The 19,123-nt window shown below is 70.9% G+C and carries 16 protein-coding genes; 6 read left to right on the plus strand and 10 right to left on the minus strand.

All coding sequences use genetic code 11. From position 1 onward, the window contains the following. Nucleotides 1-19 precede the first annotated feature (19 nt). Nucleotides 20-3,364, minus strand: coding sequence for a S41 family peptidase (locus tag ACH4YP_RS39805; RefSeq protein ID WP_398496025.1), 3,345 nt, complete (start codon nucleotides 3,362-3,364; stop codon nucleotides 20-22). A gap of 372 nt (nucleotides 3,365-3,736) precedes the next feature. Here ACH4YP_RS39805 and ACH4YP_RS39810 point away from each other — a divergent pair, with 372 nt between their 5' ends. The 3 genes from ACH4YP_RS39810 to ACH4YP_RS39820 all read left to right on the plus strand — a co-directional run bounded on the left by ACH4YP_RS39810 (nucleotide 3,737) and on the right by ACH4YP_RS39820 (nucleotide 7,483). Beyond that, the gene (locus ACH4YP_RS39810; RefSeq protein WP_361051934.1) at nucleotides 3,737-4,327 is read left to right on the plus strand and encodes a TetR/AcrR family transcriptional regulator; all 591 of its coding nucleotides are present in this window, start codon (nucleotides 3,737-3,739) and stop codon (nucleotides 4,325-4,327) included. 151 nt (nucleotides 4,328-4,478) lie between these two features. Then, nucleotides 4,479-6,773: an MMPL family transporter gene (locus ACH4YP_RS39815; protein WP_398495948.1), complete on the plus strand. Its 2,295-nt coding sequence runs from the start codon at nucleotides 4,479-4,481 to the stop codon at nucleotides 6,771-6,773. A 155-nt stretch (nucleotides 6,774-6,928) separates the two neighbouring features. Further along, nucleotides 6,929-7,483: a cysteine hydrolase family protein gene (locus ACH4YP_RS39820; RefSeq protein ID WP_361051940.1), complete on the plus strand. Its 555-nt coding sequence runs from the start codon at nucleotides 6,929-6,931 to the stop codon at nucleotides 7,481-7,483. A 26-nt stretch (nucleotides 7,484-7,509) separates the two neighbouring features. Here ACH4YP_RS39820 and ACH4YP_RS39825 read toward each other — a convergent pair whose 3' ends face one another. Then, nucleotides 7,510-8,298 (minus strand): class I SAM-dependent methyltransferase, encoded by a 789-nt coding sequence (locus tag ACH4YP_RS39825; RefSeq protein WP_398495950.1) that lies wholly within the window; start codon nucleotides 8,296-8,298, stop codon nucleotides 7,510-7,512. 199 nt (nucleotides 8,299-8,497) lie between these two features. Between ACH4YP_RS39825 and ACH4YP_RS39830 the strand changes: the two genes are divergently transcribed. Further along, nucleotides 8,498-9,004, plus strand: a complete 507-nt coding sequence (locus tag ACH4YP_RS39830) for a YbaK/EbsC family protein (protein WP_361051946.1) — start codon at nucleotides 8,498-8,500, stop codon at nucleotides 9,002-9,004. Beyond that, entirely contained in the window at nucleotides 9,001-9,846 is an 846-nt protein-coding gene (locus ACH4YP_RS39835; RefSeq protein WP_398495952.1) for an EamA family transporter, read from the plus strand. Before ACH4YP_RS39830 ends, ACH4YP_RS39835 begins: the two co-directional genes overlap by 4 nt. 107 nt (nucleotides 9,847-9,953) lie before the next feature. Here ACH4YP_RS39835 and ACH4YP_RS39840 read toward each other — a convergent pair whose 3' ends face one another. The 6 genes from ACH4YP_RS39840 to ACH4YP_RS39865 form a co-directional block, all read right to left on the minus strand. Next, nucleotides 9,954-11,138, minus strand: a complete 1,185-nt coding sequence (locus ACH4YP_RS39840) for a serine hydrolase domain-containing protein (RefSeq protein ID WP_398495954.1) — start codon at nucleotides 11,136-11,138, stop codon at nucleotides 9,954-9,956. 91 nt (nucleotides 11,139-11,229) lie between these two features. Continuing rightward, nucleotides 11,230-11,679 (minus strand): organic hydroperoxide resistance protein, encoded by a 450-nt coding sequence (locus ACH4YP_RS39845; RefSeq protein WP_361051955.1) that lies wholly within the window; start codon nucleotides 11,677-11,679, stop codon nucleotides 11,230-11,232. A gap of 102 nt (nucleotides 11,680-11,781) precedes the next feature. Next, the gene (locus tag ACH4YP_RS39850; protein ID WP_398496027.1) at nucleotides 11,782-12,276 is read right to left on the minus strand and encodes a MarR family winged helix-turn-helix transcriptional regulator; all 495 of its coding nucleotides are present in this window, start codon (nucleotides 12,274-12,276) and stop codon (nucleotides 11,782-11,784) included. Between the two features lie 48 nt (nucleotides 12,277-12,324). Then, nucleotides 12,325-13,116, minus strand: coding sequence for an ABC transporter ATP-binding protein (locus tag ACH4YP_RS39855; RefSeq protein WP_361051958.1), 792 nt, complete (start codon nucleotides 13,114-13,116; stop codon nucleotides 12,325-12,327). After that, nucleotides 13,104-13,865, minus strand: coding sequence for a cobalt ECF transporter T component CbiQ (gene cbiQ / locus ACH4YP_RS39860; protein WP_398495957.1), 762 nt, complete (start codon nucleotides 13,863-13,865; stop codon nucleotides 13,104-13,106). Before cbiQ ends, ACH4YP_RS39855 begins: the two co-directional genes overlap by 13 nt. A gap of 1 nt (nucleotide 13,866) precedes the next feature. Next, nucleotides 13,867-14,916, minus strand: a complete 1,050-nt coding sequence (locus ACH4YP_RS39865; protein WP_398495959.1) for an energy-coupling factor ABC transporter permease — start codon at nucleotides 14,914-14,916, stop codon at nucleotides 13,867-13,869. Nucleotides 14,917-15,095: 179 nt separating this feature from the next. Here ACH4YP_RS39865 and ACH4YP_RS39870 point away from each other — a divergent pair, with 179 nt between their 5' ends. Beyond that, nucleotides 15,096-15,437, plus strand: a complete 342-nt coding sequence (locus ACH4YP_RS39870) for an SsgA family sporulation/cell division regulator (protein WP_361051967.1) — start codon at nucleotides 15,096-15,098, stop codon at nucleotides 15,435-15,437. Between the two features lie 27 nt (nucleotides 15,438-15,464). Here ACH4YP_RS39870 and ACH4YP_RS39875 read toward each other — a convergent pair whose 3' ends face one another. Continuing rightward, nucleotides 15,465-17,165 (minus strand): penicillin-binding transpeptidase domain-containing protein, encoded by a 1,701-nt coding sequence (locus tag ACH4YP_RS39875; protein WP_398495961.1) that lies wholly within the window; start codon nucleotides 17,163-17,165, stop codon nucleotides 15,465-15,467. Nucleotides 17,166-17,276: 111 nt separating this feature from the next. Beyond that, the gene (locus ACH4YP_RS39880) at nucleotides 17,277-18,938 is read right to left on the minus strand and encodes a penicillin-binding transpeptidase domain-containing protein (RefSeq protein ID WP_361052062.1); all 1,662 of its coding nucleotides are present in this window, start codon (nucleotides 18,936-18,938) and stop codon (nucleotides 17,277-17,279) included. Between the last annotated feature and the right edge of the window lie 185 nt (nucleotides 18,939-19,123).

Below are 19,123 nucleotides of genomic sequence, written 5' to 3' on the forward strand. Positions count from 1 at the left end.
GACTCCCCGGCGCCCTCTGTCACGAAGCCCTCGGCGGTAGTTTCGGGCGGCTTCTGTCCGGGGTGGTTTCGTAGGTTGGTGGCGTTGCCGCCGGGTGGAGGTTCAGGAGGTCCAGGGCCAGTTGGACCGCGTCGTCCAGTTGGGCGTGGCGGCCTTCTGCCCAGTCGAGGGGGGTGCGGAGGATTTCGAGGTCGGGGGTGACGCCCTGGTTCTCGACGGACCAGCCGTACGCGTCGAACCAGGCGGCGTTCATGGGGACCGTGATGACGGTGCCGTCGCCCAGGCGGTGGCGGCCGGTCATGCCGACGACGCCGCCCCAGGTGCGCTGGCCCACCACCGGGCCCAGCTTCAGGAGTTTGAAGGCCGCCGTGATCATGTCACCGTCGGACGAGGTCATTTCGTCCGCCAGGGCCACCACCGGGCCCCGCGGGGCGTTGGACGCGTACGACACCGGTTGGGCGCCCCGGGTCAGGTCCCAGCCCAGGATCGTGCGGGTGAGTTTCTCCACGACCAGCTCGCTGATGTGGCCGCCGGCGTTGCCGCGTACGTCGACGATGAGGGCGGGCCGTGACACCTCCATGCGCAGGTCTCGGTTGAACTGGGCCCAGCCCGAGCCGCCCATGTCCGGGATGTGCAGATAGCCGCAGCGGCCGCCGCTCAACTCCCGTACCACCTCACGGCGTTTGGCGACCCAGTCCTGGTAGCGCAGGGGGCGTTCGTCGACCAGGGGGACCACCGCGACCCGGCGCGAGCGGCCCTTGCCCTCCGCCGGGGTGAACGTCAGCTCCACCGTCGTGCCGCCCGCGCCCGCGAGGAGGGGGAAGGGGCCCGAGACGGGGTTCACCGGGCGGCCGTCCACGTGGGTGAGGACCGCGCCCTCGCGGATGCCCGTACCGGCCAGCGGGGAACGGGCCTTGGAGTCGGAGGAGTCGCCGGGGAGGATGCGTTTGACGAGCCAACCGCCCTCACGGCGTACGAAGTTGGCGCCGAGGACGCCCTGCGCCCGCTGATAGTGGGGCGGGCCCTCGTTGCGGCGGGAGGCGGTGACGTACGCGTGCGAGGTGCCCAGTTCGCCCAGGACCTCGCGGAGCAGGTCGGCGAACTCGTCGGGGGAGGCGACCCGTTCGACGAGCGGGCGGTACTGCGCGAGGATCCCGTCCCAGTCGATGCCGCACATGTCGGGGGCCCAGAAGTAGGCGCGGATGAGCCGGCCCGCCTCGGCGTACGCCTGGCGCCACTCCGCGGCCGGGTCCACCTCGTGCAGGATGCGGCGGAGGTCGATCCAGACGGTCGTGTCGCCGTCGCCCGACTCGGTGGAGGGGACCGCGCGCAGGTCGCCCTCGTCGACCACGACCAGCCTGCTGCCGTCGCCGCTCAGCGCGAACCAGTCGAGGTGGTCGACGAGTTCGGACTTCTTCGCCTTGGTGATGTTGAAGTACTCCAGGGTCGGACGGCCGCTCGTGTCGTCCGGGTTCGCGAACGTCTCGCCGAGCGCGCCCGAGATCGGCCAGCGCAGCCAGACCAGGCCGCCGCCCGCGACCGGGTACAGCGCCGAGTACTTGGACGCCGTGACCGGGAAGGGCGTCACCCGGCTCTCCAGGCCCTCGATCTCCACGGTCACCGTGGCGCCGTCGCCGGTGTCGTCCTCGACCGGGTCCAGGCCGCCGGCCGCCGGGCGTCCCTCGGGGTTCAGCGCGAAGGGGGACGGGGTCGCCGAGGACAGGGGTACGAGGTACGGGCGGCAGCCCAGCGGGAAGGACAGGTCCCCGGTGTGGACGTCGTACACCGGGTCGAAGCCGCGCCAGGAGAGGAAGGCGAGGAAGCGGCCGTCCCGGGTGAACACCGGGTTCTCGTCCTCGAAGCGGCCGTTGGTGACATCGACGATCGTGCGCGCGCCCGGCCCCTCGATCCGGGCCATCTTGATCTGGCGCAGGGTGCGGCCGATGCCCGGGTGCGACCACGTCAGCCAGGCCCCGTCCGGGGAGAAGGCCAGGTCGCGCACGGGCCCGTTGATGGACCGGATGAGCTCCGTGACCTCACCACCTTGCCCAGGGATTCCCCCGGGCTCCGCCCCGGAGGCGCCTCCGGACCCCGACTCCTCCGTCGCGTCGAGCAGCAGCAGCCGCCCGTCGTTCGACGCGATCGCGAGGCGCTCGCCCTTCGGGTCCGAGACGAGTTCCAGGACGCGGCCCAGTCGGCCGGAGGCCAGCCGGCGCGGCTCGCGTTCGCCGCTGGCGCGTGGCAGGTAGGCGATCTCGACGGCGTCCTCGCCCTCCGCGTCCGTCACGTACGCGACCTGCCCGCCCGAGCCGAGCATCTCGGGGAGCCGGACGCGGACGCCCGGGGTGTCCGCGATCGTGCGCGCGGGGCCGTCGCGGTGCGTGAGCCAGTACAGGCTGCCGCGCACGACGACCGCGCTCGCCCGGCCCGTCTCGTCCACGGAGATCCCGTCCACGTGCTGCGCGGCCGGCACCTGGTACGTACGGCGTCCGGCGCGCGGCCCTCCGAGGCGTACGTCGAGGCGGCGGGGGAGCGATTCGGGGGACAGGTCGTCGACGATCCACAGGTCGCCCGCGCACTGGTAGACGACCCGGGTGCCGTCGCTGGACGCGTGCCGGGCGTAGAAGGTGTCGTGGTCGGTGTGGCGGCGAAGGTCGGAGCCGTCGTGCAGACAGGAGTAGAGGTTGCCGATGCCCTCGTGGTCGGAGAGGAAGGCGATCCGGCCGCCGACGAACATCGGCGAGTCGAGGTGTCCGTCGAGATCGGCGAGGATGCGCCGCCCGTGCAGCCAGAGCCGGCCGGTGGCACCGCCGCGGTAGCGCTTCCAGGCGGCGGGCTCGTGCGGGGGCGTGCCGGTGAGCAGCAGGGTCAGGCGCTCGCCCGCGAAGTCGCCGCCCGAGCCCTCGACCGAGTCCTTGCCTGAGTCCTTGCCCGCGAAGTCCGCGACCGCGATGTGGGAGACCGGGCCCCACGGGAGCTTGCCGCCGGGGCAGCCGTCGACCGGCACGCTGTAGGCCCAGGTGAAGTACGAGAAGGGCTCGCCGTGCGAGGCGACGGCGAGGATGTCGCTGTTGCCCTCCTTGTCGGGGGGCGACCAGCCGCAGACCTGGGTGTCGGCGTTCCCCCAGTAGGTGAGCCGCCGGGCCGGACCGCCGTCCACCGGCGCCAGATGGATCTCCGGCACGAGGTTGCGCCAGGTCGTGTACGCGATATGCCGGCCGTCGGGCGAGAAGCGCGGGTGGCTCACCTTCGTACGGTCGACGGTGAGCCGCCAGGCGCGGCCGGGGGTGTCGAGCGGGGCCACCCAGAGGTCGTCCTCGGCCGCGAAGCACAGGCGGTCGCCGTTGAGGTGCGGGAAGCGCAGGTAGGCGGCGGAACCGTGGCCGTCCCGGGTCGACCCGCCGTCCCCGGTCGCCCCGCCACCCGCGGCCGCCCCGCGGTCCACGGCCTCTCCGGTCAGGGGCCCGGCTCCGGTCGCGTTCTCGTACTCGTCGCTCACCCACCCATGCTTTTCCGGTGGGCGGGGCCCGGCAACTCGTGGTCCGGCGGAGCGGGTGCCGGTGGGACGCCGGTGAGGAGGGAGCGAGAAGGCAGCGAGACGGGAGTGAGTCGGGCGTGAGAAGGGAGCGGGAAGCCGTGACGCAGCACACGTACGAAACGGTTTCGTTTCGTTGGGGGATAGGGTACCTTCATAGGAGTACGAGACAGTTTCGTTCGAGCGGGAACGGTGAGTGGCATGGCTGAGACAGCAACGACGCGTCGAAGCCGGATCACGCCCGAGCGCGAGGCCGAGTTGTACGAGGCCGTGCTCGACCTGCTCCGGGAGGTCGGTTACGACTCCCTGACCATGGACGCGGTCGCCGCCCGCACCCGGTCCAGCAAGGCCACCCTCTACCGCCAGTGGGGCGGCAAGGCCGAACTGGTCGCGAGGGCGATCCGGCACCACAAGCCGGTCGATCTCGCGGCGGTCGACACCGGAAGTCTGCGAGGCGACTTCCACGCGTTCACGCACCGCCAGGACGACTGCCAGATGGAACAGGACTCCGCACTGATGCGGGTCCTCGGCACGGCGGCGCACACGAACCCCGAGCTGCTGGTCGCCCTCCGCGAATGGCTGATCGAGCCGGAGCTGGCGGAGATGCGCCGGGTGTTGCAGCGTGCGATCGACCGCGGTGAGGTCCGTCCGGACAACCCCGCGATCGACTACGTGCTGCACATGATCATCGGTGCCTTCGCGGCACGGACGATGATCGACGAACAGCCACCGACCCAGGCCTTCGTCACCTCGTACATCGACGCTGTGGTGATCCCCGCCCTCAGCGCCTGATCCGGCCCCCGTTTCCTCGATTCCCCGAGCCTCACGCCCCGAGGCTCAACCTCCTTACGCACGACCCCAGTTGCACCTGACGCGACCGCTCACGTCGTCGGGCCGATGACTAACGCCCTGCCATCACCGACCTGACCGGGAGTACGCCCTCGTGGCCACTTTCCTCTACAACCTCGGCCGACTCGCCTTCCGGCGACGGCATTTCGTCGCACTGATATGGGTGGCGCTGCTGACGCTCGCGGGCGTCGGAGCGGCGAGCGCACCCGCCGCCGGAACCACCTCCTTCTCGATCCCCGGCACCGAGGCGCAGAAGGCCTTCGACCTGCTGGAACAGCGGTTCCCCGGCGCCAGCGCCGACGGCGGCACCGGGCGCATCGTCTTCAAGGCGCCCGAGGGCCAGAAGATGACGGACGCCGACAACAAGGCGACCGTCGCGAAGACCGTCAAGGAACTGGGCGGCGGCACCGAAGTCGCCTCCGTCACCGACCCGTTCACGACGAACGCCGTGAGCAAGGACGGAACCGTCGCCTACACGTCGGTGAAGTACAAGGTCCCCGGCATGGAGCTCGCGGACTCGACCCGGACCTCCCTGGAGGCCGCCGGTGACGACGCCAGGGCCGCCGGGCTGACCGTCGACGTCGGAGGCGACGCGCTGGAGGCCGGCGCCGAACCGGGAGCGGTCGGCGAGATCATCGGCATCGCCATCGCCGCGGTCGTCCTCGTCATCACCCTGGGCTCGCTGGTCGCGGCCGGACTGCCGCTGCTGACCGCGATCATCGGCGTGGGCATCGGTGTCTCCACCATCACCGTCCTCGCCAAGGCGCTCGACCTCGGCGACACCACCTCCACGCTCGCCCTGATGATCGGCCTCGCGGTCGGCATCGACTACGCGCTCTTCATCGTCTCCCGCTACCGGAGCGAACTGGCCGAGGGCCGCGACCGCGAGGAGGCGGCGGGCCACGCCACCGGCACCGCCGGCTCGGCTGTCGTCTTCGCGGGACTCACCGTCGTGATCGCCCTCGCGGGCCTCTCGGTCGTCAACGTCCCGATGCTGACCAAGATGGGCCTCGCGGCGGCGGGCACGGTCGTCATCTCCGTCCTCATCGCGCTGACCCTCATCCCGGCGATGCTCGGATACGCGGGCAGGAGGATCCGCCCGGCGGGCGAGAAGCGCAAGTCGGCCAAGGAGCGCAAGTCGGCCGAGGAGCACAAGCCGGCCGAGGAGCACAGGTTCTCCGACGCCGCCGGCTCCGGGAAGGCCGCCGCCTCCGGGAAGTCGGCCAAGCCCAACATGGGCACCCGTTGGGCGAGCTTCGTCATCCGCCGGCCCGTCGCCGTGCTGGTGCTCGGCGTGGTCGGTCTGGGCGCGATCGCCCTGCCCGTCACCCAGCTGGAACTGGGCCTGCCCGACGAGGGCTCGCAGCCGACGTCCACGACCCAGCGCCGGGCGTACGACACCCTGTCGGAGGGCTTCGGTCCCGGCTTCAACGGCCCGCTGATGATCGTGGTCGACGCCAAGGACAGCGACGACCCGACGGCCGCCTTCGGTGATGTGGCCGACGGGATCAAGGGCCTCAAGGACGTCGTGACGGTCACCCCGCCGATGCCCAACAAGGCCGGCGACACCGCGACGATCACCGTGATCCCGAACTCCAAGCCGTCCTCGACCCAGACCGAGGACCTGGTGCACGCCATCCGTGACAAGGGTTCCGAGTTCAAGGCCGACACGGACGCGGAGGTCCTGGTCACCGGCACCACCGCGATGAACATCGACTTCTCGCAGAAGCTCAACGACGCGCTGGTCCCGTACCTGGCACTGGTGGTCGGTCTCGCCTTCCTGCTCCTGATCGTGGTCTTCCGGTCCATCCTGGTCCCGCTGAAGGCGGCCCTCGGCTTCCTGCTCAGCGTGCTCGCCGCGCTCGGGGCAGTGGTCGCGGTCTTCCAGTGGGGCTGGTTCTCCGGCCTGATCGGTGTCGAGGAGACCGGCCCGATCATGTCGATGATGCCGATCTTCATGGTGGGCGTGGTCTTCGGTCTCGCGATGGACTACGAGGTGTTCCTCGTGACCCGGATGCGGGAGGCGTTCGTCCACGGCGAGACGCCGAGCCAGGCCGTGGTGACCGGCTTCCGGCACAGCGCCCGGGTCGTGGTCGCCGCCGCGATCATCATGATGGCCGTCTTCGGCGGCTTCATCGGCTCCAGCGAGGCCATGATCAAGATGATCGGCTTCGGCCTCGCGATCGCCGTCTTCTTCGACGCCTTCGTCGTCCGCATGGCGATCGTCCCGGCGGTCCTGGCGCTGCTCGGCAAGAAGGCCTGGTGGCTGCCCAAGTGGCTGGACCGCGTCCTGCCGAACGTCGACGTCGAGGGCGAGGGCCTGCGGGCCCACGACGACCGCCCGAAGGGCTCGGACGCGGACGAGAACCGGGAGTTGGTACGCGTCTGATGTGCGACTGACGCGCGTGTGACGCGTCGGCTCCCGTGAAGGACCAGCCGGTGAGGGCTCCGTGGGGACGGGCGGCCCTCACCGGCTTCATGTGTGCCGCGGGTGTACGCGGTATGCCGGGGCGGTTGTCAGTGGTGCGGTCTAGCGTGAAGGGCATGACGACTTTCTCCGAACGACCCCGCACGGCCCTGATGGTGATCGACGTCCAGAAGGGCGTCATGGCCGGGGCCCACCAGCGCGACACGGTGGTCGCGAACATCGCCGTCCTCGTCGACACGGCACGCGCCCAGGGCACCCCGGTCGTCTGGGTCCAGCACTCCGACGAGGGCCTGGAGAAGGGCAGCGAGGACTGGGAGTACGTTCCCGAGCTGGCCCGCCGGGATTCGGAACCGCTGGTGCACAAGACGTACGGCGACTCCTTCGAGGGCACCGGCCTGGAGGAGGTCCTGGCCGGAGCCGGCGTCGGACACCTGGTGGTCACCGGCGCCCAGACGGACGCCTGCATCCGGTCCACCATCCACGGAGCGTTCGTACGGGGCTACGACGTGACACTCGTCGGCGACGCCCACACGACGGAGGACCTGAGCCGGTGGGGTGCCCCGCCGCCGGAGCAGGTCATCGCGCACACGAACCTGTACTGGCAGGAGCAGTCGGCGCCGGCGCGCAAGGCCGGGGTGGTGGAGACGAAGGACGTGACGTTCGGCGGCTGAGCCAGGGTCTGTCTGTCGGACAGGTCTTAGGGGCGGCGGCCCCGCGTGCTGACCAGTGGCAGGGAGTTGACCACGAAGGCCGGGTCCGTCAACAGAGCCTGGAAGCGGTCCAGTTCGCCGTCCGTCAGGCCTTCCGCCCGCAGCCGGTCGGCCAGTTGCCGCGCGTTGACCCGGTGCAGCCCGATGCCCGTACCGCCGCCAGCCCACGACTCCGCGTACGTCGTCGCCGTGACGTCCTCAAGACCGGCACCCAGCATCGCGCCGGGCACACGGCGGCCCCACACCGGGTCGAGGCCCGCCTTCTCCAACTGGACCCGCATGGCGGTGTGGACGCGTTCGAAGAGGGCGACCGCCTCCTCGTCGGGAGCGGCGAGCACGGGGACCCAGCTGGTGTCGAACTCCTCCAGCACCAGCCACCCGCCGGGCCGCAGTGCCTCCGCGAGCCGCGCCAGGACGTCCAGCCGCTCCGGCAGGTGCTGCAGTACCAGCCGGGCGTGCACCAGGTCGTAGCCGTCGGCGGGCAGCGGGTCCCGCACGATGTCGTGCCGCAGGAGGCGTACGTGCGGTGGCCGGGGGCGGGACTCGGCCCACCGCGGGTCGAGGTCGGTGATGGTGACCTCGCCGTCCGGGCCGACCTGTTCGCCGAGCCAGTCGCCCAGCGAGCCGCCCCCTCCGCCGACCTCCAGGCACCGCCAGCCCCGGGTGAGCCCGGTCAGCTCCAGGCGGCGACGGGAGAACGGGTCGTAGCAGGACTCCAGCGCGAAGAACCGGCCCCGGGCGTGGTCGGCGCTGTTGTCGAACGCATAGCGGGACATGGGGGAGGCCTCTCCTTCACGCACGGCACTTCCTCGCACACGGCGGTTCCATCGTCACCGTCGTGGCCCCCGACGGCCAGGCGGCGGAGTGGGACGGGTGACGTGAGGGCGGGGCTTTCGGGTGTGCGCCCCGGCCGGGGAGTGCGCCGCCGTGGAACTCGTTCGCATGTCCCGTACACCCACCGCTAGCGTGCCGTGCATGACGACGAGCGCAGCTGACGAGTCCGGAGCACACCCCCGTTTCGCCGAAGCCCTGAGCGAGCTGGGTCTCGACGATCTGCACCCGCGGATCCGCCGCTTCCCGGACGCCGCCCGGACCGCCGTCGAGGCGGCCGAGGCGATCGGGTGCGAGCTGAGCGAGATCTGCAAGTCGCTGATCTTCGCGGCGGACGGGGTGCCGGTCCTGGTGCTGATGGACGGATCGTCCCGGGTCGACGTCGAGCTCGTCCGCCGGGAGCTGGGCGCCGCGAAGGTCACCCGGGCCAAGGTGGAGCTGGTCAGGGAGACCACGGGGTACGCGATCGGTGGCGTACCGCCCTTCGGACACCGCACCAGGACCCGGGTCCTGGCGGACCGTTCGCTGCTGGACCACGACACGGTGTGGGCCGCCGCGGGCACCCCGCACACCGTGTTCCCCATGGACCCGAAGACCCTGATCGCCCACGCGGGCGCCACGCTGGTGGACGTCCGCGAGCAGACCACGTGACCCCGCTGGTCACCGCCGCCGTCCTGCTCGCCGCGGTCACGCACGCCAGCTGGAACGCCATCGCCCACCAGATCACCGACAAACTGGTCGGCTTCACGCTGATCGCCGGCGGCGGGATGCTGATCGGGCTGGCGATGGTCCCGTTCGTGCCGTTCCCGGCGGCGGAGGCGTGGCCGTATCTGATCGCCTCGGCGGTCATCCACGTCGTGTACTACGTGCTGCTGATGAAGTCCTTCCGGCTCGGCGACTTCGGGCAGGCGTACCCGATCGCGCGCGGCACCGCCCCGCTGGTCGTGACCGCGCTGGCCGCCGTCTTCGCCCACGAGGTGCCTGACGGGTGGGCGGCGTCCGGCATCGTGGTCTCCTGCGCCGGGCTGACCGGCGTCGCGCTGTGGGGCCTGCGCGGAAGTCGGCCCAACTGGGCCGCGATCGGCGCCGCGTTGGCGACGGGTCTGTCGATCGCCGCGTACACGGTCGTCGACGGCCTGGGCGTACGCGCCTCCGGCTCCGCCCTCTCCTACATCGCCTGGCTGATGGCGGTGGAGGGCGTGGCGGTCCCCGCGTACGCCCTGTACCGCTGGCGCGGCGACCTGTTCACCGTCCTGCGCCCCTTCGCGGCCGTCGGCCTACTGGGCGCCGCCCTGTCCGTCGCCGCCTACGGCCTGGTCCTCTGGGCCCAGACCAAGGCGGAACTGGCCCCGATCGCGGCGCTGCGGGAGTCGTCCATCATCGTCGGCGCGGCGATAGGAGCGGTCTTCTTCAAGGAACGGTTCGGGGCGCCGCGTATCGCTGCCGCGGGGCTGGTGGTGGTGGGGATCGGCCTGATGCTCCACGCGGCGTGACGCGGCGGAGCCGCACATGTACACAGCCCCCCTTCAGGGGCGCGGGGAACTGCGCGACCAGCCACAACGCATCCGCACCCAGCACCCAACCGCCGGAGGCACCCCGTTCACAAGGAAGCGTGAAGCCCCCGCACCAGTGCCTGTGCCCTCGGGTCCGCCGTCACCGTCTTGGTGAAGCCGTTCGTGACGTAGCCGAAGGCGATTCCCGACTCGGGGTCGGCGAAGCCGAGGGAGCCGCCACGGCCCGGGTGGCCGAAGGAACCGGTGGCCAGGAAGGGGGAGGCCGAGCCGTGGAGCATGTAGCCGAGGCCGAAGCGGGTGTTGATCACGAGGACCCGGTCAGGGCCCGCGGACTCCTCGGTGCGGGCCGCCGCCAGTGTCCCGGCCGTGAACAGCCGTGCCCCGCCGTCCACTTGGCCGATCAGGGACGCGTAGAAGCGGGCCAGCCCGTCCGCCGTGGCGATGCCGTTCGTCGCGGGGAGCGCGGCCGCCCGGTACGCCGGGTCGTTCTGGTCGGGGAACGGGGTGATCGCGGCGAAGGCCCGCCGGGTCAGGGACGCCGGGTCGTCGTACGCCTCGGCGACCGACCGCTTCGGGCGGGACCGCAGGCCCCCGGCGTTCCCCGGCGCCTCCACGCGGCCGACCACGCCCACCCGGCCCGCCTCCGCTGCGGGCAGGCCGACCCACAGGTCGGCGCCCACCGGCCCGGCGATCTCCTCGGCGATCCAGTCACCGACGCCACGGCCGGTGACGCGCCGCACCAGCTCGCCGACGAGCCAGCCGTACGTCAGCGCGTGGTAGCCGTGATCGGTGCCCGGCTCCCATACGAGGCCCTGGCGCGCGACCGCCTCGGCACCGCGCAGGGGGTCCAGCGCCTCCTCGGGCGTCAGCGGCAGATCCAGGACCGGCAGCCCGGCCCGGTGCGACAGCACGTGCCGCACCAGCACCCGCTCCTTGCCCGCCGCCTTGAACTCGGGCCAGTACTCACCCACCGGAGCGTCCAGGTCCAGCAGCCCGCGCTGGTGCAGGAGAAGGAGCGCTGCCGCGGCGACGCCCTTGGTGGCCGAGCGCACGATCTGGGCGGTGCCGCGTTCCCAGGGCGCCGAGTCGGCCGCACCGTCGGCATCCTTGGTGCCGTTCACGTCCTTCGTGCCGGCCCACAGGTCCACGACCCGGTGCCCGTCCCGGTACACGGCGACGGCCGCGCCCCGGTCCCCGAGCACCTCGAAGTTCCGTACGAACGCTTCCCTGACCGGCTCGAAGCCCTCGGCCACAGTGCCGTTCACGTCCACGCCCGTGCTCCGTCCAGTTCAGTCCTGTCCGGCCTCGCCCGGCGAACAGTCGGTGCAACACGCACCCACCGTCCGCGATTCCGGTGGCGCGTCAGCCCAGCAGAATCGTGACCTCGATGTTGCCGCGTGTCGCGTTCGAGTACGGGCAGACCTGGTGGGCGGCGTCCACGAGCTTCGACGCCACGTCCTGGTCGAGGACCGGCAGCGAGACGCTCAGGGCGACCGCGAGGCCGTAGCCGCGCTGCTTGTTGGGGCCGATGCCGACCTTCGCCGCGACCGTGGAGCCGGACAGGTCGAAGCCCTCGCGGCGGCCGACCAGGACCAGCGCGTTGTGGAAACAGGAGCTGAAGCCGGCCGCGAAGAGCTGCTCCGGGTTGGTGCCGTCACCGTCGCCGCCAAGGGCCGGAGGCATCGCGACCTTCAGCTCCAGCTGGCCGTCCTGGCTGGTCACATACCCTTCGCGGCCCCCGTGCGCGGTGGCCTCGGCCACGTACATGATCTTCGTGGGACGGCTGTCGAGTTCAACAGCGGCGTCGGTCATGGATCGCCTCACCCCCAGGCACGCGAGAACGCGGAATCAGAACGCAGAAACAGAGTGCACAAACACATCGCACACAATGTATCCACCGATTCCGGCCACTTATTACTTGGGGGTAGCAACCGTGGGTAACATCGAGGTCAGCCGCCGGAGGTCCGCCCGGAGCCGGGCCACCTCGTCCGCCGTCAGCCGTGTCCCGGCCAGCAGCGCCGACGGCACGCACTCCGCGCGCTCCCGCAGCTCCTCGCCCCGCCCGGTGACCGCGACCAGCACCGACCGCTCGTCCAGCGCGGAACGCTCCCGGCGGACGAGACCGGCCGACTCCAGGCGTTTGAGCAGCGGCGACATGGTTCCGTAGTCGAGCCGCAGGGTCCCGGCCAGCTCCTTGACGGTGAGTTCGCCGCGCTCCCAGAGGACGAGCATGACCAGGTACTGCGGATAGGTGAGCCCGAGCGCTTCGAGAAGCGGGCGGTACGCGCCGGTCACGGCACGCTGGGCCGCGTACAGCGCGAAGCACAGCTGGTCGTCGAGCAGCAGCGAACCGGCCGGCGCGCACTCGTCGGGCGAATCCGCCGCCGGACCCTCGTCGGGCGAACCCACCCTCGGAACCTCTTCGTTCGTCACACGCCCATTGTCACGCGCCCGTGGTCACGCGCCCATGGTCACGGAGCGCGGGTCGAAGCCGAACGGCAGCTCCAGGCGGTGCTCCCGCATCAGTTCGTCGTCCGACAAAAGCTCGCCGGTCCTGCCGTCCGCCGCGATCACGCCGTCGCTGAGGATCAGGGCACGCGGGCACAGTTCGAGGGCGTACGGCAGATCGTGCGTGACCATGAGCACGGTCACGTCCAACGACCGCAGGATGTCGGCGAGTTCGCGCCGTGAGGCGGGGTCGAGGTTGGACGACGGCTCGTCGAGGACCAGGATCTCCGGCTCCATCGCCAGCACGGTCGCGACCGCCACCCGGCGCCGCTGCCCGAAGGAGAGGTGGTGCGGCGGGCGGTCGGCGAAGGCCTCCATCCCGACCCGTTCGAGGGCGGTGCGCACCCGCGCCTCCAGCTCGGGGCCCTTGAGTCCGGCGGCGGCGGGCCCGAAGGCCACGTCCTCGCGCACGCTCGGCATGAACAGCTGGTCGTCCGGGTCCTGGAAGACGATCCCGACCTTCCGCCGGATCTCCGCCATGTGCTTGCGGCCGACGGGCAGCCCGGCCACCGTCACGGTCCCGGCGCCGCCGGTCAGGATGCCGTTGAGGTGCAGTACGAGGGTCGTCTTGCCGGCGCCGTTCGGCCCGAGCAGCGCCACGCGCTCACCGCGGCCGACGGTGAAGTCGACGCCGAACAGGGCCTGATGGCCGTCGGGGTACGCGAAGGCGAGCCCGGAGACTTCGAGCGAAGGTGCGGTCACAGGGGTCACGGGAGTCACGGAGGTGGTCACAGAGTCCATCCCAACAGACACACGACAAGGGCGGCGGACGGCAGGGCGAGCGCGTACGACCACTGCGCCCGGGACGCGGTCACCTCGTCGATGACCGGCATCGAACCGGCGTACCCCCGGCTGACCATGGCGAGATGCACCCGCTCCCCGCGTTCGTACGAGCGGATGAAGAGCGCGCCCGCGGACTTGGCGAGGACGCCCCAGGACCGGACACCGCGGGCCTCGAAGCCGCGCGACTCCCGCGCGATCTTCATGCGCCGCATCTCGTCCGCGATGACGTCCCCGTAACGAATCATGAAGGACGCGATCTGTACGAGGAGCGGTGGGAGCTTCAATCTCTGGAGCCCCAGCAGCAGTTCTCGCAGTTCGGTCGTCGAGGCGAGCAGGACGGACGCGGCGACGCCGAGGGTGCCCTTGGCCAGCACGTTCCACGCGCCCCACAGCCCGTTCACGCTCAACGACAGGCCCAGTACGTCGACCCGCTCGCCCTGCGCCACGAAGGGCATCAGCACGGCGAAGGCCACGAACGGCACCTCGATCAGCAGCCGCTTCAGCAGGAAGCCGGCCGGGACGCGGGCCGCGTACGCCACGGCTCCCAGCAGCAGCGCGTACAGCCCGAAGGCCCACATCGCCTCGCGCGGGGTCGACACGACGACCAGCACGAAGGCGAAGACGGCGGCCAGTTTGGTGTGCGGCGGCAGGGCGTGCACGGGTGAGTGTCCGTGCCGGTAGAGCCGGTGCGCGTGTCCTGTGCCCATGTCAGACGGATTCCCCGACCGCCGAGGGCGAGGTCTCGGACGTACGACGCTTGCGTACGGCCCAGAAGACACCCGTGCCCGCGACGACCGTGACGCCCACGCCGATCACGCCCGCGAGGCCGCCGGAGATCCGGGAGTTCGTGAGGCCATCGACGCCGTAGTCGGCGAGCGGGGAGCCGGCGGCGGCGTGGTCCTCGGCCTTGGCGTCGATGCCCTTGTCGGCGGCGACCTTCTCCAGGCCGTCGGGGCTCGCGGAGGCGTAGAAGCTGACGAAGCCCGCGAGGACGAGGGAGGCGGCGAGCCCCGCCAGCCACACCGGGCGGTGGGACCGGGCGGCGACCGGGACGGGTTCGGCGGCCGGCGTGTCCACCAGCTCCCCGCCGACGCGCAGCTTCAGCGGCGCGGTCAGACCGCGGGCCCCGTACACGAGGTCCGGTCGTACGGCGATGACGGCGCCGACCGTGAGCGCGGTGATCGCGGCCTCACCGATGCCGATCAGGACGTGGACGCCGACCATCGCGGTGAGGACCTGCCCGATCGGGACGTCCGTGGTGCCGCCGATCGCGTAGACGAGCGTGAAGGCCGCGGCGGCGGCCGGCACGGAGAGCACGGCGGCCACGAACGCCGAGACGGTAATGGACCGACGCTTCCTGGGCAGGAGTTTTACGAGGCCGCGGAAGACGGTGTACGCCACCACCGTCGTGACCACCGCCATGACCGTGATGTTCACGCCGAGCGCGGTGAGCCCGCCGTCCGCGAAGAGGATGCCCTGCATGAGGAGCACGACCGAGACACAGAGGACCCCGGTGAAGGGGCCCACGAGTATTGCGGCCAGCGCGCCTCCGAGCAGATGTCCGCTGGTCCCGGCCGCGACCGGGAAGTTGAGCATCTGCACGGCGAAGATGAAGGCGGCGACGAGACCCGCGAGCGGGGCCGTGCGTTCGTCCAGCTCACGGCGGGCGCCGCGCAGGCTCACCGCGACCGCTGCGGCGGCCACGACTCCGGCGCCAACGGAGACGGGGGCGTTGATGAAACCGTCGGGGACGTGCATGGAGGGCTCCGCTTCCGGGGGCAGGCCGGCTGTCGATAACCGTTCGATGATAGTGGCTTAATGCGAACAGCTTGCAAGAGCGAGGTGACCTCGAATAATCCGGAAGCGCATTTCAGGAAATATGCGACATTGGAGAGGAAGCAGCTCACACACGGAGCAGCTCACAGAGGGAGCGATCGATGTCCGCCGTCGAGCAGTACGCGCGCGCCCACATCGTGACGGACGCGGCGCAGGATCCGCCCGCCGTCCCGGTGGCCCTTCGATACGACCCGGAGGCCGACCCCCGACGGGTGCACATCATGCTGCCCGGCCATCACGAGTGGGTCTTCGCCCGCGACCTGCTCGAACAGGGGCTGCGCTCTCCGGCCGCCGCCGGTGACGTACGCATCTGGCCGTGCGGGCGGGTCCAGGCCGTCATGGAGTTCCACTCGCCGAACGGAGTGGACGTCGTCCAGTTCGACGCGAAGACCCTGATCCGCTTCCTGCGGCGTACGTACACGGCCACTCCGGTCAGCAGCTGACGGAGCTGACGGAGCCGGCGGGCGTCGTCAGCTGCCCGCCTTCAGCAGTGCGGCCACGATCGGGCCCGCCGTGTCGCCGCCGTGGCCGCCCTGCTGGACCACGCCCGCGGCCGCGAGGTCGCCCTTCCAGGCGGTGAACCAGCCGTTGGGCTTCTTCTGGCCGTCGACCTCCGCGGAGCCGGTCTTGGCACCGAAGTCCGGGCCGAGACCGGCCATCGCCTCGGCCGCCGTGCCGGCCGCCGCCGTGTACTGGAGGAGCTCCTTGAGCTGGGCCTGCGTGCCGGCGGACAGCGAGCGGGACGCCTTCGCGACGGTGCGCTTGTCGACCGTCGGGGACACCAGGTAGGGCTGGTGGAAGGTGCCCGTCTTGGCGGTGGCGACGACCGACGCCATGTTCAGCGGGTTCATCCGGACCCCGCCCTGGCCGAGCAGCGAGGCAGCCATCTGGGCCTGCGACTGGACCGGCACCGAGCCGTCGAAGGTCGGCACCCCGATGGCCCAGTTGTCCATGCCGAGCCCGAACACCTGCTGGGCCTGCTTGGTCAGGTCGTCGTCGTTCAGCTTCTTGGCCTGACTGATGAAGGCCGTGTTGCAGGAGCGCGCGAAGCTCGCCTTGAACGTGCCGCCCTTGATCTCGAACTTGTCGTCGTTCTGGAACTTCCAGCCGCCGTACGTCGAGTACTTGGGGCAGGGGTGCTGCTCGTCCGCCGAGGCGAGCCCCTTGTCGATGAGCAGCGACGCCGTGATGATCTTCATCGTCGAGCCGGGGGCCAGGGAGCCCTGGAAGGCGGTGTTGAAGCCGTGTCCGGCGTTCGCGACCGCCAGGATCTCACCGGTGGACGGCCGGATGACGACGGCAGAGGACTTGGCCTTCTTGGTCACCTGCTGCTCGGCGGCCGTCTGGAGGCCGGGGCTGAGTGTCGTACGGACCGTGCCCGGGGTGCCCTTGCTCAGCTCGACGAGCGTCTTGTCGGGGTTCTCCTCGGAAGCGGCGGTCTTGCCGGAGCCCTTGGCGTCCTTCGACTTGGCCTCGGCGCGGATCACCCGCAGCTCGATGCCCGCTTTGCCGCCCGCCGTCTTGCCGAACTTCTCCCGCAGACCGTCGAGGACCGTGCCGAGCGAGGGGTACTTGGCGGTGGTCAGCTCGCCGCCGTCCCGGTCGAGCGCCTTCACCGGCGGCGTCCCGGCCTCCCCGGTGACCAGCTTGTCGCCGTCCTTGAGGTCCGGGTGCACGACCGCCGAGTGCCAGTCGACCAGCGGCTTGCCGTCCTTGACGCGACGGACGACGGTGAGCTCGGACTCGTACGTGAGGGGCTTGGTCAGGCCGCCCTTGTACGCGACCGTGCCCTTGACGGAGAACGGGACGGCGTCACCGGAGCGCTTCTTGGCGGTGAGCGTCACATCCTTGATGTACGCCTCCTTGCCGTAGCCGGTGAGGAGGGTGCGGGCGGCCGCGGTGTCGTTCGTGGCTGCCGCGGCGGTCGTGACGTCGCCGCCCTGCCAGGCCGTGAGGAACGCCGTGGCCGTCGACTTCACCTCGGTCGCCGACAGCGGGCCGCTCTTCACGGGCTTCGTGTCGGAGGCCGCACTCGAGTCGTCGGCCGCCGCCCCACCCCCGTACAGGGCGTAGACACCGAATCCCGCGCCGCCCACGACAACGGCGATCATCCCGCCGATGACGGCGGGTTTCGTCCTGCCGCGCTCAGGAGCGCGCCTTCTGTTCCCCACGGCTTCCGTTCCTTCGCTGCTTTCCCGGTGTCCGCTGCTTCCCCGGCACCCTCACGGTCCTCTACGACAACGAGCGTCACCACCCTAGAGTCCCGCCCTGTGGACGTGAGTTCAGCCACCTGTCCGTAGCACAGCTGCGACAATCGGACCCGCCGCGTCCCCTCCGTGGCCGCCCTCCTCCACCATGGCCGCCACGGCGACGTCGTTGCGGAAGCCGGTGAACCAGCTGTCGGACGTCTCCTGGCCGTCGACCTCGGAGGAGCCGGTCTTGGCGCCGATGTCCCCGCCGAGCCCTGACATGGCCTGTGTGGCGGTGCCACCGGGTGCGGTCGCGGTGAGCCGCATCATCTGCTTCAGCTGTGCGGCGGTGCCGCTCGACAGGCCGCGGGCGGTGGCCAGTTGGCGGTTGTCGAGCTTCGGCGACACGACGAACGGCTGCCGGAACGTGCCCGTGATCGCGGTCGCCGTGACCGACGCCATGTTCAGCGGGTTCATCTGGACCTGGCCCTGGCCGATGGCGTTGGCCGCGCGGTCCGGGCCGGGGGACGCGGGGACGCTGCCGTCGTACGAGACGACTCCGGTCTTCCAGTTGTCCTTGCCCAGGCCGAACCGCTCCTGGGCCTCCGTCGTGAGCGACTCGTCCGTGAGGGGCTTCTCGTCGGTGCCGTCGATGAGTTTCACGAAGGCCGTGTTGCACGAGCGCATGAAACTGTTGGTGAGCGTGGCGCCCTCGTTGGGCTGCATGCCCTTGAGGTTGTGGAACTTCCGACTCATCCAGACGGCGTCGGCCGGACAGGGCGCCGGGCTGTTCATCGAGGTCACGCCGTTGTCGATGAGCATCGCCGCGGTGATGATCTTCATCGTGGAGCCGGGTGCGACCCGGCCCTCGAACGCCGCGTTGAACCCGTCCTCGCGGTGGTTCGCGATCGCCAGCACCTCCCCGGTGCTGGGCTTCACGGCGACCACCGACGACTCCGTGAACCGCTTGACCGCCTTCTCCGCCGCCGCCTGCGCGCCCGCGCTGAAAGTGGTGCGGAGCTTGCCCGCCTCGCCCTTGGCGAGGGTCACCAGCGAGGTGTCTCCCGCGCTCTCGCCGCTCTCGCTCTCGTGCCGGATCGCGAGCTCGACGCCCGGGGTGCCGCCCGCCTTGTCGCCGTACTTGTCGCGCAGCGAGTCCAGGACCGGGCCGAGGGACGGGTACTTCTCCTTGGTCAGGACGACGCCGTTCCGGTCCACGGCCTCGATGGGCGGGCTCGCGGCCTCGCCCGTGACCAGGGTGTCGCCGGTCTTCAGTTCCGGGTGCACGACGGACGGCTGCCAGTCGACCAGCGCCCGGCCAGTGGTCTTCCCGCGCACGACGGTCAGTTCGCTCTTGTACGCGAGGGGCTTGCTCTTCCCCTCGTACGACACCGTGGCCGCCACCGAGTAGGGAACGGTCGTGCCCGTCGGCGTACCGGGCGTGATCCTCACCTTGGTGATGTGCGCCTGGCCGCCGTAGGCGACCAGCAGCGGCTTGGCGGCCTGCGCGTTGTTGGTCTCCGCCGCGGCCGTGGCCGCCTCACCCTGCTCCCAGGCCGCGAAGAACTTCTTGCTGGTCTCCTCGACCTCGCCCCCCGACGGCGGCCCGGTCTTCTTCTCCTTCTCCGCCTTGGTCTCGGCCGAGCCGCTGCCGCCGCTGACCGCGCTGACTATGTTGTACGCGCCGTACCCGGCGCCCCCCACCATCACAGCGAACACCCCGCCGACAATGGCGGCCTTGGCCCCGTTGCGCATCGCGCGTTCCCTCCCCGTTCCGCGTTCCCCGTGAACCTTTCTGAACGCGTTCAGAAAGGTGTCCATGGTGGCACTGTATGCGGGAGGGGTGACGGCTGGGGCGGTCGTCCCCAGAAGTTGACCGAACAGAGACGAGACCTCGACGCGGTTCACGTGCGTGACTGCCTGCGCCCCCCCGTGACCGC

Origin of the sequence: Streptomyces sp. NPDC020747 (assembly GCF_044334695.1) — a bacterium.
Lineage (GTDB): Bacteria > Actinomycetota > Actinomycetes > Streptomycetales > Streptomycetaceae > Streptomyces.